The sequence below is a fragment of the uncultured Marivita sp. genome, assembly GCF_947488135.1.
In the GTDB taxonomy this organism is placed as follows: domain Bacteria; phylum Pseudomonadota; class Alphaproteobacteria; order Rhodobacterales; family Rhodobacteraceae; genus Marivita.
The window spans coordinates 310,932-325,234 of sequence record NZ_CANKYW010000005.1; the positions used below are offsets into that span (position 1 = coordinate 310,932).

General features: G+C 56.2%; 10 protein-coding genes. 3 read left to right on the plus strand and 7 right to left on the minus strand.

Features of this window, described 5'->3' with window-relative positions; translation table 11 throughout:
* Window positions 1-205: 205 nt before the first annotated feature.
* From Q1B16_RS15755 to Q1B16_RS15785, 7 genes are all read right to left on the minus strand, one after another.
* Window positions 206-1,399 (minus strand): DUF932 domain-containing protein, encoded by a 1,194-nt coding sequence (locus tag Q1B16_RS15755; RefSeq protein ID WP_299790804.1) that lies wholly within the window; start codon window positions 1,397-1,399, stop codon window positions 206-208.
* A 224-nt stretch (window positions 1,400-1,623) separates the two neighbouring features.
* On the minus strand, window positions 1,624-2,940 hold the full coding sequence (locus tag Q1B16_RS15760; protein ID WP_299790807.1) for a site-specific integrase: 1,317 nt from the start codon (window positions 2,938-2,940) through the stop codon (window positions 1,624-1,626).
* Between the two features lie 135 nt (window positions 2,941-3,075).
* Window positions 3,076-4,704 carry a recombinase family protein gene (locus Q1B16_RS15765; RefSeq protein WP_299790810.1) on the minus strand — a complete coding sequence of 543 codons (1,629 nt, stop codon included), beginning with the start codon at window positions 4,702-4,704 and terminating at the stop codon, window positions 3,076-3,078.
* Window positions 4,701-5,141, minus strand: coding sequence for a hypothetical protein (locus Q1B16_RS15770; RefSeq protein ID WP_299790813.1), 441 nt, complete (start codon window positions 5,139-5,141; stop codon window positions 4,701-4,703). Before Q1B16_RS15770 ends, Q1B16_RS15765 begins: the two co-directional genes overlap by 4 nt.
* A complete protein-coding gene (locus tag Q1B16_RS15775) occupies window positions 5,122-5,400 on the minus strand; it encodes a hypothetical protein (RefSeq protein ID WP_299790816.1) in 279 nt (92 codons plus the stop codon). Before Q1B16_RS15775 ends, Q1B16_RS15770 begins: the two co-directional genes overlap by 20 nt.
* A complete protein-coding gene (locus tag Q1B16_RS15780) occupies window positions 5,397-5,756 on the minus strand; it encodes a hypothetical protein (RefSeq protein WP_299790818.1) in 360 nt (119 codons plus the stop codon). Before Q1B16_RS15780 ends, Q1B16_RS15775 begins: the two co-directional genes overlap by 4 nt.
* Window positions 5,743-7,434 (minus strand): type IV secretory system conjugative DNA transfer family protein, encoded by a 1,692-nt coding sequence (locus Q1B16_RS15785; RefSeq protein ID WP_299790820.1) that lies wholly within the window; start codon window positions 7,432-7,434, stop codon window positions 5,743-5,745. Before Q1B16_RS15785 ends, Q1B16_RS15780 begins: the two co-directional genes overlap by 14 nt.
* A gap of 95 nt (window positions 7,435-7,529) precedes the next feature.
* On the opposite strand from Q1B16_RS15785, the gene Q1B16_RS15790 reads away from it, so the two are divergent.
* The 3 genes from Q1B16_RS15790 (at window position 7,530) to Q1B16_RS15800 (ending at window position 14,229) form a co-directional block, all read left to right on the plus strand.
* A complete protein-coding gene (locus Q1B16_RS15790; protein ID WP_299790823.1) occupies window positions 7,530-8,363 on the plus strand; it encodes a hypothetical protein in 834 nt (277 codons plus the stop codon).
* Window positions 8,364-8,408: 45 nt separating this feature from the next.
* Window positions 8,409-8,747 carry a hypothetical protein gene (locus Q1B16_RS15795; RefSeq protein WP_299790826.1) on the plus strand — a complete coding sequence of 113 codons (339 nt, stop codon included), beginning with the start codon at window positions 8,409-8,411 and terminating at the stop codon, window positions 8,745-8,747.
* 679 nt (window positions 8,748-9,426) lie between these two features.
* Window positions 9,427-14,229 carry a type ISP restriction/modification enzyme gene (locus tag Q1B16_RS15800; protein ID WP_299790829.1) on the plus strand — a complete coding sequence of 1,601 codons (4,803 nt, stop codon included), beginning with the start codon at window positions 9,427-9,429 and terminating at the stop codon, window positions 14,227-14,229.
* Window positions 14,230-14,303: the final 74 nt, after the last annotated feature.

Genomic DNA, 14,303 nt, shown 5'->3' on the forward strand with positions numbered 1-14,303 from the left:
TGATGCAATACGGTAAGAGTTGAGTTCGCCGCAATTCGCAGTTTGCGGACTTCTAGTCCATGGTCTCGATTGTATCGAACAGTTTTGCGATTTCCACATTTTAAGTTCCAAATTTGTGAGCAGCAGCAAAGAGTTCAAAGCGTTCATTGACATCAACATCGCAAGGAGGCGGCTCTTGCCTTAAGCCACCTCCTGCAGCCATTGTCTACGCCACCGTGTTAAACAACACCTTCGCCTTCCCCTCCATGACCAGCCGCGCATCCTGCTGCGGTTTTGAGCGAGCCACTGCCGTGATCCCCTGTACGAAGTCGAACACGCTTTCCGGCGGGCGGCCTTCCTCGGCCAGCACCGTCTCGACGATCCGCGCCGTCTCCGCCTTCGAGAACCCGCGCTTGCGGAGGAAGTCCTGACGGTCCTCTTCCGACCGCGCGACGATCTTCTCCCGCGCCGCGCGGATGCCGTCGATAAAGGGCGCGGGCGAGGACTCGGCGAAGCGGCTGAGCGCCGGGGCGGCCTCGTGGGCAAAACGGGAAGCAGCGTTTTTCGAGTGCCGGATGGTGATCTCCTGGAAGTCCTCGACGCCCCAGAGGTTGCGGTTCTGGCAGACCGCGCGCAGGTAAAAACTGGCGATGCCGAGCGTCTTGGCGCCTACCTCCGAGTTCCAACAATAGAACCCCCGGAAATAGAGGTCGGGTGAGCCGTCGGGCAGCAGCCCCGCCTCGATCGGGTTGAGATCGTCGACGAGGAACAGGAAGACATCGCGATCGGAGGCGTAGAGCGTCGTCGTCTCCTTCGTCACGTCCACGCGCGGGTTGTAGATCCCCGTCGACCAGTCGAGCACGCCCGGCACCTTCCAGCGCGTGTCGCCCGTGCCATTGCCCGCGATGCGCTGAACGGCGGAGACGAGTTCGTGGTCGTAGATGCGGCCGTAGTCGGGGCCGGTCACGGCGCGCAGTTCGGTGCGACCATCCGCGACTTCCATAGTCTTGATCTGCTCGACCCGGTGGTTGGTCAGACCGTATTGCAGGTTGATGCCCGCCAGCGGCGCGGGCAGTTGCCGCAGATAGGCCGCGGGCGCGCCGACGAGGCTCGAGATCTGGCCGAAGGACCAATGCGTCGGCGCAACTGGCTCATCCGCGCCAGGCAGGACGAAGCCCAGCTTCTCCGGGTTGTCGCGATGCGCCTCGACCCGGATCGCCGCACTCTCCACCGTCCGCGTCCGGCTCCGCTCCGCCCGCCCCTTGACCGAGGCGAAGAGATCGTCGAGCGACAGATACCGCTCGTCATCCGGCCGCGAGAACCATTCGGACGATACCCGGTCCACATTCGTGCCGCGCGTCACATCCACTTTGTAGCCGCCGCTGATATCACGCCCGGCATCGATTATCTCGGTATTCATGGGTTTTCTCCCGCGACGGGCGGCCGAAAGCCTCTCTCTCGACCTCCAAACCCGTCACGGCGAAAGCCGCCGAACTCTTGCTCTTTTTTACGCCATCGTTGAGAATTCAGAGGCCTCAACGCGACGGATAGCTCACGCGTCGAAATTCTCGCTCTGACTTCTCCTCCACAGTCAGCCCGGCCGGTCTGGAAGCTATCTTTGTCTGGGTGAGCATAGAAACCTTTCTAAGCGCTTGATTGCGCTATGAACCGCGACAGGGCCTCGCGTCGTGCAGCTCGATCCAGAGCGTAGGCGGTGTGTCTGAACTCGACGCCGTCAAGGAGGCCTTGGATATAGCCTGCAATTGTATCCGCAGCCATGATGAGGACGCTGTCAACCGAGTGGACGTACTTGCTCGTAATCGATCCCGTCGAATGGCCGACGAGGGCAGCAATTGTGCTTTCTGTGAAGCCAAGATCATTCGCCGTGCTGGCGAAGCTATGCCGAAGAATGTGGGCGGTGAAGTCGGGAATCCTGCGTCCGCCAAAGATCCTGTTCCAATGGTTTGGAAAACTTCCAAAGGTCTGTGACGCTCGTGTCCCAGGAAAAACGTAGTCGCCAGAAATCGCCTTTCGGCGTTCTTCGAGCAATTCGATAACAGGTAGTCCGATCGGTCTTGTCGACGCACCTTCCTTGGAGTCCGCAAGACGCAGGCAGCTGTTCTCAAAATCGACTTCGCTCCATTTCAGGCCAAGTATCTCGCCACGTCGACAGCCGGTGAGCGCGAGAAGCCGTGTGATAGCGATTGTAGGAGCGAGTTCATGGTCCTCGCCAGCCTCGCGAAGCATCTTGCCAAGCTCGCGGTATTCGTCATCGCTCAAGCGCCGATCCCGCACCTGATCTTTCGGCTTTCGAATACCATGGGCGACGTTGTGTTCGATGATCCCGATGTTAATTGCATAAGTGAGCATCGAGCCTGTCAGGCCGACGCATTTGCTTGCCGTTCCACGACCGCCGCGCAGAATAGAAACACCTCGCTTCTTGCCAGTCTTTTTGACAGCACGCGTTTTCCCGGCAATCACGTCGTTCATCATCTTCGTCACGTCTGCCTTGGTGAGGTCACGCACGCGGCGTTGGCCGATCAGGGGGATGATGTGTCCGTTCAAAGCACCGATGTTCGTATAAATCGTGGACGGTCGCTTTGGGCGTCCGCCTTTGCCCATGATTAGCCCGGCTTCCATGGCTTTGACGTATTGCTCGGCCAGTTCCTTTACGGTCATCGCTTTGCGGTCGAGCTGCCGGTTCTCGGCAGGGTTCTCACCGCGAGCGACCTGGCCGAGCTGCGCCATCGCTTCCCTTCGGGCGGTCTCGGGCGTCCAGACTCCATGAAGGCCGATCGCGTAGCGCCGCGAGCGACCGGCTGCACGATACTGTATCACGTAGCTGCGTTTTCCTGAGGCGAATACGCGCAGCCCGAAGCCAGGCAACTCATCATCCCATACGACATAGTCTTTGTCGCGTATCTCGACCGCATCGACGAAACGTTTCGTAAGTTTTGCCATCCGAATTCAGACCTTTCCGATCGGCCGGCAGCCTTCTCACGTAAGCACTACGTAAGCACACGGGCGAAAGCTGCGACCTGTTTCTGGATAGAAGCTTCGGAACAGAGAAACGGAAATGCAAATATATTCAGTATCTTATCGTGCTCCGTCGCGCCCTATCGCGCAATTAGGAAAGGTGTCAATAGCGCCTCCGAAGGCAGAGGCCAGAGGTTCGAATCCTCTCAGGTGCGCCATTTCGCATTTTTTGCCGCAAATGTCACCTAAAGCCTTGAAGGGTAAGGCTAAATTAGGTGTTCGAAGTCCCTGATTTCGGCAGTAGGGCAAAGGCTCTACGAAGGCCAGTCTTATGACTGTTTTCTTCAGGGTAAGATCGGAATTATTCCATATAGTCCAAGGACTTGAGAGGAATCGCATCGCGTGTTCGAACGACTCCTCGAAGGTATGCCGAGGCTTGCCACTTTGGGCGAGTTGTTCTTCTGCTAAGACCTTTTCCCGCTCCAGCTTGGCGATCCGCTTTTCATAGGCGGTCACGACAGAGCTGTTGCTCGCATCAACGATGCGATCCAGCAGTTGATCGATTTGCTTTTCCAGTTGCTTGATGTTCGCCTTCAGCCCATTGGAGGCCTCTGAAGCCTGCGCTAGGCGCATATCCCACGCATCGCGGAACATGGCTTTGACCAGCGCGAACAGCCCCTCAGTAGGCTGTAGGCTTCGCAGCACGTCCTCAAACTCGCCTTCCAGTACATCGCGCTTGATCGACTTGCGATAGCTCGGGCAGCCCTTCGTCGGGCAAAGATAGTACGGATACTTCTCCTTCTTGCCCTGCGACCAGCAAGCCGTCAGCGGCTTGTCGCAATCGCTGCAAAGAACGAATCCCCGCAGCGGGAAATCGGCGCTGATATCCTTGCGAGCGGGAGCTTTTGCTGTGCCTTTCAGTCGAGCCTGAATCTTTTCGAATGTCTCAAAACTGATCAGGCCTTCATGCTGACCCTTGCGAAGCGACACGTTCCAGTTCGGGGCTTCGACATAGCCCGCATAGATTACACGCGTCAGCATGTCGTAGATTCGCTGATTGCGAATCTCTCCACCAGGCAAATCTTTCGGGAAGGGAGGTTGACGCTCCAAGAAGCGTTTCACCTCGACTTGCGTTTCAAAGCGCCCAGAGGCGAAGCCTTCAAGCGCTTCCTGCAAAATTGAAGCGTTGGGTTCATCGCGCACCAGTACCTTGCCTTGGCCGCTTACGCGCTCGTAGCGGTAGCCTACAGGTGCCTGAAAAACCCAATAGCCGTTCTGAACCCGCGCCCGCATACGGTTCACGGTTTGCTCACCGTTCTTCTGGCGCTGGTGCTGCGACACCGATGCCAGCAGGTTTTCCACGAGTTGGGAGTCCGAATCTTCGCCGAACTCGATGGAGGGGCTGACAAGCACACCGCCAGCGTCACCGATCTTCACCCGAAGCTCGAAATGCGCCATCAGGTCGCGTGCAAGGCGGCTGATGTCATCAATGATGACGGCATGCGCTTCTTTGCGATTGGCGCTCAGGAAAGACAGCATCGCTTGCATGCCAGGGCGGGTCGTGAGGCTTCCTGAACTATCATCACGGAAGACCTCGACAACATCGTAGCCCTTGTACTTGGCAAACTCGCGGCAGCGGGTCTCTTGCGAAGACAGGCCGTCGCCGCGTACCGTTTGCTTTGCACTCGATACGCGGCAGTAGATCACTGCTTTGCTGATTTCCTGATTGTTGTCCTCGTGATAATTCATTCCGCCTCCAGTCGGGCTACCAGCCCGCGCACGTCCAGTTTATCTTGTTCTTGTGCTGATCCTAGCCGATTGAACTCGGCCTTGGGGCTGAGAGCGTCTGTCTGATGGTGTTTTCCACAGACTTCTTGCAGAGGATGGATGCCGAAGCCCAAGTCGATGAAGGCGACGATAATAGACCAGAGCGCCTTCAAGAACTCTTCGCGCTGCGCCTCTGTCATCTCTGTGTTATCAAGAAATTCCTGATACCGTGCAAAGTCAACATGGACGACAGGTTTTGTGGACGCGCCGAAGCGTCCGCGCAGATCAGTGCCTGCGGAGTTATACTCATCCTTCATGGCATTGCCCTCCTGAAGAATGTTATTTTCAGTTATTTTCATTGTACCACCTTTAGCTGTAACCCTACAAATTCTGCGGTTTTTAGAAGGGTAGTTCATCATCGTAGTACCCTTTCGAATTCTGGAATTTGTCGATGTATTGATCCCAATCCCGACGCGCTTCTTCTTCAAGGTCGCTGATCATCTCTTCATGTTTTGAATAGAGATCGGCATTCATCCACATTTCGGCTTTCAGGATTGCGTGGACGAATAGGTGGAGGGCGTATTCATCCTTGTTCGTGTGGCCGAAATATTCGGCAACCCGTTCGAACTTGTTCCAGTAGTAGTCATCCATGTCGCGGGCGAATGTGTAGTTGCTCATTTCAGAACTCCTTCGATCAGTTTGTTGAAATCCAGCGGCAGGAACGTCACCAGCTTGCAGCGCTCGCCGTATGCAGGTCGTTCTTCGCGGCGGCCTTGGATGCCGTAATAGGCGCACCAGGAAACCGAGTTGCAGGAGTCGAACCCACGCATCGGATGCCTGCACTGGTAGTCCCAGCCGACATGTGGCGTGCCGACGAACAGCAAGCAGCCAGCAATGCCCGTCAAAACGATCATGCGCGGGCGGATCAGCACGGCTTTGATCACTCTGCCGAGCTTGCGGCATAGCCGCTTGAATGCCCATTCGGGGCGTTTAGGCGGCTTGGCTCCCACAACCTTGATGTCAAACTTGCTCATGATCTTTTCCTTCCCGTCTTTTGTCGAGTTCGTATCTGAGCCGCACGATTGGCGTTTCCTGCGGGTATGGCGGAGCAACGGGGTTATCCTTTGCCCACTCCGCCCACGGCGCGATGAACCAGAAGGGAACGCGCTGCGCCTTTAGCGGCGGCAGGCCGTTAACGAGCAGCAGTTGTTCGTTCCTTGCCAGCAGTCTGATTTCATCGGCGGCCATGAGTGGCCTGCCTGTCTCGGACAGGCTTTCGCCGATATCATCGGTGGCAAGACGACCGAGATTGTAGTTGCGTGTTTTGACTGTCTTCTGGCCGAGCGCTTGAGAAAGCGTTTTGGCCAACTCGAAGTCCTGCACGGCGAAGAACTGTGTGACTTCGGCCTGCGAAAGCAGCGTCCGCGCCGTATGAGGACCGTATATGCGGACGAGTTCGGCAAGCTCTTGAACGAACATCCAGACCCGCACGCCCAGACCTGGCAGCGCGGTCAAGCTTTCGGCGAGTCCCGCGAGCCTGCCCATGTTCGCAAACTCATCGAGAACAAACAGCACCTCGCCGCGCTCTTCAGAGCGGGCAACGGCGGTGATGGCTTTGTTGACGATCAGGCCTAGGGCTGCACCGTGCGAGGCAATCCGATCTTGCGGAAAGGCAAGATACAGCGAGACATCCCCGTGCTTGAGATCGGCAAGGGCGACATCGGAGAAGCTGACGGCATCAGCGAGGTAGCCGCCAGGCTCGAAGATATCGAGCGCCTGCACGGCTCCCGCGCGAAAATCGGCAAATTGGTCGGCATTGCCTTCGATCTGTGCGGCGAGGTTGTCGCCGACATCGGCCAGCAGACCGCCGAGCGCGTCAGAGCGGCACATCGCGTCAACGGCACGTTCAAGCCGCTTGGGATTGGCGATGATGCGCCATGCTTCAGGGAGGGTGCAAAGCCTGGGTTCACAGAGCGCAAGGTACAGGAGCGTTCCGCGCAGGATGGTGCGCGACCCTTCGCGAAAATAGAAGTTCCGCGTATCTTCGGGTTCGGGCAGGAGCTGAAGCGCGGTGGCTTTGACCTCATCAGTCAAGCCGCGCTGAAGCGCAGGGTCGCTTGCCAGCTCGATGATGGTTTCCAAGGGATTGATGCGGTCTTGCGGCAGGCCGTGCAGCCCCCAGGGGTTCAGGACGACCACGCGCTGCCCGAAACGCTCACGGCGATGCGCAGCCGTGACAGCGGCCAGTTCGCCCTTGGGATCGGTGACGACAACCGAACCCGTGTAATGCAGAAGGTTCGGGAAGACACCGCCGATGCCCTTGCCCTGGCGGGCAGGCGCACAGGTCAGAAGATGCGCCTTGCCGCTGTGGAAAATCGGCTGATCATCCAGCAGGCCGAGATACAGGCCTTGCGGGTTGAGCATCCCCGCACCCTCGCAGTCTTCGAGCGTGGCGAACCTGGCTTCGCCGAAGATTCCCGAGGGCTGCTCGCTGGCCTTGCGCTTTTCGCGTTGCCGCCAGGCATCGTAGTAGCCTGCCACACCGCCAAGCGCAGCGATGCCTCCCACGACCTTGAAGAACCCAAGATAGAGATCATCCGCCGCGCTCGTGCTGCCGAGCATTGCGGGCGCATAATGCCCGAGCGCGATAAACGACACGCCAAGGAGCAATGCACCTGTCGGCGAGTTGGTTTTCGTCTGATTGCCAGCCATCGTGTCTTTCCGTTCGTTGACGCGGGTTCATGTACTGGCTTCCCATAGATACAAAGTTTGCAGAATCGTCACGGACACAACTTGGACACGGCAGCATGGCAGATCAGTACTTTCACTATTCCGATGACGAGAGAGAACGCCTGCGCCGTGCGTTGCGGGAGTACGGCGAGGCGATGAAGCTCACCGCCCAAGGGCTTGCTGATGACATCACAAAGAAGACGAAATTCGCTTTGAACTTCGATGCAGGCAGAAAGCGCGTTTCACGGTTTCTGGAAGGAAAGCACCGCCAGCCCGATGACTTCATTGATGCCATTGCCCGTTATCTCGGCAGCGTGCCGCCGCCTTTGATCGAGCAGAGCGCGGCAACCCTTGCTCATTTCTTCACGCGCGGCATGGAACAGGCAGAAGGGATAGATAGCTTGATCGGTCGCTATCGCGTTTTTGCCAGTACCGACAGACGCGCACATGGGCATGACGGTTTCAGGGAAACCATGAGCTTGAACCAGTGGGGCGAGTTTAGCGCCCCGCCTGTCAAACCGATGATATCGAGAGTCCCTTATGCGGTGATCGATCTGAAGCCGATGCCAAAGCACGAAGCCTTGCTCGTTTCAGAAACCATCTTCAATTTTTCCGTCGATCCCGAAACCGAAGAATTCCCTGATATGCTGCCCCGCAACAACGACGCAGGGGTTATTGTTGCGTTCGGGCATTCTGACCGTGAAGTGCCGCGCTATTTCATGGCAACGCGCACCGTTCTGGAAGTGCGGCTCTTCCGCCTGTACAAAATCTCGGACAATCCCCTGACGTTACGCGGGGAGTTGAGTTTTGACGGCGATATCGGGCGGCCACAGAACATGACGCACTCCGATCCGCTGCACCCTGAATACGAGGTAGAATTGGTGCGTATCGATGAACCGACCGAAGAATGACGAAGCGGGATTCCGCAGCGCAACATCTTGCGCTATGATCCTCGCATGAAAGTTCTGTTCGTCTGCACCGCCAACAAGCTCAGAAGCCCGACCGCCGAGGATGTGTTCAGGGATTTTCCTGGCATCGAGGCGCTGTCGGCAGGGACGGACTCGGAAGCCCCGAGGCCGCTGACGAAAGAGCTTGTCGCCAGTGCCGACCTGATCTTCGCGATGGAGAACCACCACCGCGAGCGGATCAGGAAGAAATACAAGCAGAGACCCGCTGACAGCAGGATCGTCACGCTGTACATCCCCGACGAGTATGAACGGGGCGATCCCGAGCTTGTCGCGCTTCTCAAGGAGAAGGTTGAACCGCGTCTTTCCAGCATCCTCAGCGCCAGTTGAGGGTGCTGTAGTACAAAAGTGGCGCATATTGGTGCGCCGCAACAATCCTTGTAGTACAAAGGCCTAAGGCCGCCGAAAGGCGAAACCGCAAGATGTGTTTTGTAGTACAAAACCATCTTGGCAAGGGGGCTCGCTGCGCGCCCCCGTTGCATCCCCCAGCCCGTGGCTCTGTCAGGGGATTGACCCCAGCCAGAGCCAGCAGAACGTATCGCCGTTCAATCACTCGCGGGAGACTTCGCTCTCCCTGCACCCATCGACTTTGAGGGCGTTCCTGCCCCCAAGACCCCTGACAACTCCATTGAGGCCACTTCATGGAGACCAAAGAAGGGAGCATTCGCGCTACCCTTCCTTGGAACCTTCCCATCGACCAAAGAGCCTTCGAGCCCCTTGAAACCCTGACCAAACCTGCGCGGATTGGATGCCGCCATCTTACCGAAGATGGATCACTCTCGGGGGTCTATCACCACCCCCAAACCCAGCTCGTCGGACTTTGGGAATTGCCTCCCCACCGACACCGAACCCCGCCTGACAGCGCCCTCTATGGATCGCCCTCGGTGTTTCTAGTCTTCGCCTGACAACATGCCTTCTCACCCGCAGGGGTTGTGGATATCGTCGGATTATCGCATGCGCCTCGTAGACTTGGCTGCTATGCTTGGCGAAAATGCATCCGAGGTACGCAGTGACAGACCACGCCGAAAACATTCTGGCTGACGAAGCCGAAATCACTTCCGAAACGCTTCTTTCTCTACTCCGCTCATATCGAGATGCCGCGCGAACCGAGCGGGACAAAGGGACATACTTCGAGCGATTTGCGGCGGCGTTTCTGATCAATGATCCTGTTCAGGCCGAGCAGTACGAAAGCGTGTTGCCCTATGCGGAGTGGGCGAAGGCGCAAGGTTGGGATGGTCGCGATACTGGCATTGATCTCGTCGCGAAGCTTCGGGACGACGAAGGCTATGCAGCGATTCAATGCAAGTTCTACGACGCGAGCTATCGAATCCGCAAAGAGGATATCGACAGCTTCATCTCCGCCTCAGGTAAAGAACCGTTCAGGCGCCGCGTGATCATCGACACGACGGAAAAGCCGTGGAGCGAGAACGCCGAGTCGATGATACGCGGCCAGTCAATTCCGACGATCCGCATCGGATTGAATGAACTTCAGGAGAGCCCGATCAGATGGGACACTTTCGCCGCGCGCGGCGAGGTTGTCCTGAACGACAAAAAGAAACTCCGCAAACACCAAGAAGAGGCGCTCGCCGCCGTGCGCGAGGGCTTTCTTGAAGCTGATCGCGGCAAGCTCATCATGGCTTGCGGGACGGGCAAGACCTTCACAAGCCTGAAGATCACTGAAGCGTTGGCAGGGAAAGGCAAGCTTGTCTTGTACCTCGTGCCTTCGCTTGCGCTCATGGCGCAGACTGTCCGCGAATGGACAGCAGATACCGAAACGCCGCTGCACTCTTTTGCGGTATGCTCGGACACCCAGGTCGGCAAGCGCCGCCAGAACAATGACGATGTTGCCGAGATCGACGTTCTCGATCTGGCATTCCCAGCGACTACGGACGCTGCGAAGCTCGCAGAAAAGGCTTCGACCCCGCTCAAAGAGAAGATGAACGTCATCTTCGCGACGTATCAGTCGATCCAGGTGATCGCCGATGCGCAAAAGGAACACGGCCTCCCCGCGTTTGACCTTATCATCTGCGATGAGGCGCATCGCACCACAGGCGCGACGCTTGCGGGTGAGGACGAGTCCAACTTCGTCAAAGTCCACTCGAATGATGTGATCCGTGGCAAGAAACGGCTCTATATGACCGCTACGCCGCGCATCTTCGGTGACAATGTGAAGTCCAAGGCGGAGGAAGTAGATGCCGTCCTCGCGTCGATGGACGATGAATCTCTGTTCGGCAAAACGCTCTTCTATCGCGGTTTCTCGTGGGCGGTGCAAAACAACCTTCTGACCGACTACAAGGTCATCGTTCTCGCGATGGACGAAGGGCTTGTCAGTTCATCCGTACAGAAGCGCCTAGGCGACGGCGCGAGCGAGCTTGTCCTTGATGACGCCACAAAGATTGTCGGTTGCTACAAAGCACTGACAAAGACGGACATGAAGGTGGATGTAGCGGCAGACCCGCACCCCATGCGCCGCGCGCTCGCCTTCTGTCGTGACATTCGAAGCTCGAAACTGATCCGCGACGAGTTTTCAGCCGTTGTCGATGAGTTCCTCGGTGTGGATTCCCTCTTCGAAGACGAGGATGACAACGCCGAAGGTCAGCTCCGCTGCGAGATCGAGCACGTTGATGGTACGTTCAACGCGAAGCAGCGCGGCCTGCTTCTGGACTGGCTCAAGACTGATGCAGGGGATGACGTCTGCCGCATTCTGACGAACGCGCGCTGTCTTTCCGAGGGCGTCGATGTTCCTGCTCTCGACGCAATCATGTTCCTTCACCCTCGCAAGAGCCAGATCGACGTGGTTCAATCTGTCGGGCGTGTAATGCGCCGCGCTCCAGGCAAGAAGATGGGTTACGTCATTCTGCCCGTTGGCGTGCCGGCAGGCGTTCCGCCTGAGCAGGCACTTAGCGACAACGAGAAGTACCGCGTTGTCTGGCAGATTTTGAACGCTCTGCGCGCTCACGATGATCGCTTCGATGCCACGATCAACAAGGCGTCGCTCGGTCAGGACGTAAGTAGCAACATCGAGATCATCGGCGTCACGGGCGCGAACAGCGCTGAACTCAATGCGGTGACGGCAACCGTGCAGGAGTTGCCCACCCGCGCCAAGAAGTCGGGTTCGGGGATCGGCAGCGGTGGCGGTGCAGAAGGCAAGCCAGACGGGGACAGCTCGCCGCAGCAGACAGAGATGCATTTCTCCGTCGATGAATTTTCACGCGCGATCATGGCAAAGATCGTGAAGAAGTGCGGAACACGGGATTACTGGGAAGACTGGGCGGTCAACATCGCCGAGATCGCGAAGAACCACATCACGCGGCTGACAGGAATATTGGAAGAACCAGACACGGCAGCACGCAAGGCTTTCGATGACTTCCTGGCAGAGCTTCGCGATGATCTGAACGATACCATCACCGAAGCCGACGCAATCGAAATGTTGGCACAGCACATCATCACGCGCCCCGTGTTCGAGGTGCTGTTCGAAGGCCACCAGTTCACGAGCGAAAACCCCGTATCACGGGCGATGCAGCGAGTTCTGGACGTGCTGAACGAAGCCAATCTCGACAAGGAATCCAAAGACCTCGAAAAGTTCTACGCGAGCGTTCAGATGCGCGCGAAGGGCATTACCGACCCGCAAGCGAAGCAGCGCCTGATCGTCGAACTGTACGACAAGTTCTTCCGTAAGGCGTTCCCGCGCACGACGGAAAAGCTCGGCATCGTCTACACCCCCGTCGAGATCGTGGACTTTATCATCCACTCTGTGAATGAAGTCTTGCAGGAAGAATTTGGGCAGACCCTTGGTTCTGAAGGCGTCCACATCATCGACCCTTTCACAGGCACGGGTACATTCATCACGCGCCTTCTCCAATCAGGGCTTATCAAGCCCGAAGAGCTGGAGAACAAGTTCCGCAATGAGATTCACGCCAACGAAATTGTACTTCTGGCCTATTACATAGCTGCGATTAATATCGAAGCTGTCTACCACGGCATCCAGGGTGGGGAGTATGTCCCATTCGAAGGCATCTGCCTGACGGACACATTTCAGATGTACGAAAGCGACGATCTGATCTCACACTACATGCCAGACAACTCGGAACGTCGAAAACGACAGAAGGCAACCGACATACGCGTGATAGTTGGCAACCCACCATATTCTGCGGGGCAAAAAAGCGCAAATGACGACGCTCAGAACGTAAAATACGATGGATTGGATTCATCAATTAGGGATTCTTACGTCAAGAATTCATCTGGGAATCCTAGGAGTTTGTATGACAACTACTTTAGGGCATTTAGATGGGCAACTGATAGAATTAAAGATAGCGGAGTTATCGCCTTCGTCTCGAATGGAGGGTGGATCACATCGAAAGCGGCAGATGGATTTAGAAAGGCTCTAAGTGAAGAATTCACCTCTATCCACGTGGTCTATCTTGGTGGCGATATTCGAAAGAATATGGCGACGAAAGGAGCTGCTGGAGAAGGCGAAAATGTCTTTGGGTCTGGTAGCATGACAGGCATCGCCATAACGATCCTTGTAAAAAATGGAAAACGCAGCATAGGCAGTAAGATTAGATACAACTACATTGGACGCGATCTTAAGCGTGTCGAAAAGCTTAGAAGGCTAGAATCCTTCATTAGTATCCGCGGTTTAGCCTCAGAAGACCTCTGGGACGAAATAGTCCCAGACGAACATAATGACTGGCTCAATCAGCGGGACGATAGTTTTGCCGATTTCATCGCAATGGGGCAAAAGGGTAGCGATTCGAACTCAATATTCTCCGACTACTCCAACGGAGTGAAGAGCAACAGAGACCCTTGGTGCTTCAATTTTTCTAAGGCTGCTCTCCAAGAAAACATGGGTAGCATGATCGATTTCTACAAAGATGCATTGGAGCGGCCACACAAGGAAGACATCCAAGACGCGACGAAGATAAGTTGGTCGTGGCGACTGAACGAGAACTTCAAAAAGGAGAAGTTTGTTCCTTACTCTGAAGATTGCGTCATACTCTCTATGTACCGCCCATTTTGCAAGATGTGGCTATATTACGATCCATTCTATAATGAAAATAGGTATCGCGTTGCGCAATTCTTCCCTATGGGAAAAGAGGACAACCTTGCTATTTGGGTGACGGGCGTCAGTGCGGCTGTACCATTCAGCTGCTTTATGAGCGACCTAGTTCCGTCTCGTGAGGGGCCTTCCACTAATCAGTGTTTTCCCCAGAAGCTTTACAGCGTCGCTAACGCTTCCGAGGTGGATTTGTTCAGCGGGGATAAAGCGTCGGGTGACCTACTTGAGAGGGACTGTATTACGGATCAGGGATTGGCTCATTTTAGAGCCGCTTATCCAGGACAAGTCATCAGCAAAGAGGACTTGTTCTACTACGTTTATGGTATACTGCACTCGGAGGATTATCGCCGTCGCTATGTTGACAATCTTGGAAAGGAGCTGCCGCGCATCCCAAGCGTGAAGAAGGCTGAGGATTTCTGGATGTTTAGTCGCGCAGGCCGCACCCTCGGAGACTTACACGTGAACTACGAAACCGCCGATCCCTATCCAGTAACGATCAAGCAAGGCGACCTGCGAACCGCGGTCATCAAAGACCCAAATGCCTTTTACCGTGTCACCAAAATGAAGTTCGGTGGTAACGCACGAGAGAAGGACAAGAGCACCGTCATCTATAATGCCAACATCACCATGCAAGGTATCCCGCTCGAAGCCTATGACTACGTGGTGAATGGCAAGCCTGCTCTTGAATGGGTCATGGAGCGCCAGGTCGTGAAGACAGACAAGGCGAGCGGCATCGTGAACGACGCAAACTGAACCGCTCCGGGTTTTCCGGAGGCTGATTGGTCTTAGTTACGCGGCCATGTCTGATGTTTCCAGAGCCGCGTAGA

Bases quoted from the DNA above. Each gene is read 5' to 3' on its own strand.
- Q1B16_RS15790 (WP_299790823.1), top strand. From the start codon at position 7,530: ATGGCAGATCAGTACTTTCACTATTCCGATGACGAGAGAGAACGCCTG.
- Q1B16_RS15765 (WP_299790810.1), bottom strand. From the start codon at position 4,704: ATGAATTATCACGAGGACAACAATCAGGAAATCAGCAAAGCAGTGATC.
- Q1B16_RS15755 (WP_299790804.1), bottom strand. From the start codon at position 1,399: ATGAATACCGAGATAATCGATGCCGGGCGTGATATCAGCGGCGGCTAC.
- Q1B16_RS15760 (WP_299790807.1), bottom strand. From the start codon at position 2,940: ATGGCAAAACTTACGAAACGTTTCGTCGATGCGGTCGAGATACGCGAC.
- Q1B16_RS15795 (WP_299790826.1), top strand. From the start codon at position 8,409: ATGAAAGTTCTGTTCGTCTGCACCGCCAACAAGCTCAGAAGCCCGACC.
- Q1B16_RS15770 (WP_299790813.1), bottom strand. From the start codon at position 5,141: ATGATGAACTACCCTTCTAAAAACCGCAGAATTTGTAGGGTTACAGCT.
- Q1B16_RS15785 (WP_299790820.1), bottom strand. From the start codon at position 7,434: ATGGCTGGCAATCAGACGAAAACCAACTCGCCGACAGGTGCATTGCTC.
- Q1B16_RS15780 (WP_299790818.1), bottom strand. From the start codon at position 5,756: ATGAGCAAGTTTGACATCAAGGTTGTGGGAGCCAAGCCGCCTAAACGC.
- Q1B16_RS15775 (WP_299790816.1), bottom strand. From the start codon at position 5,400: ATGAGCAACTACACATTCGCCCGCGACATGGATGACTACTACTGGAAC.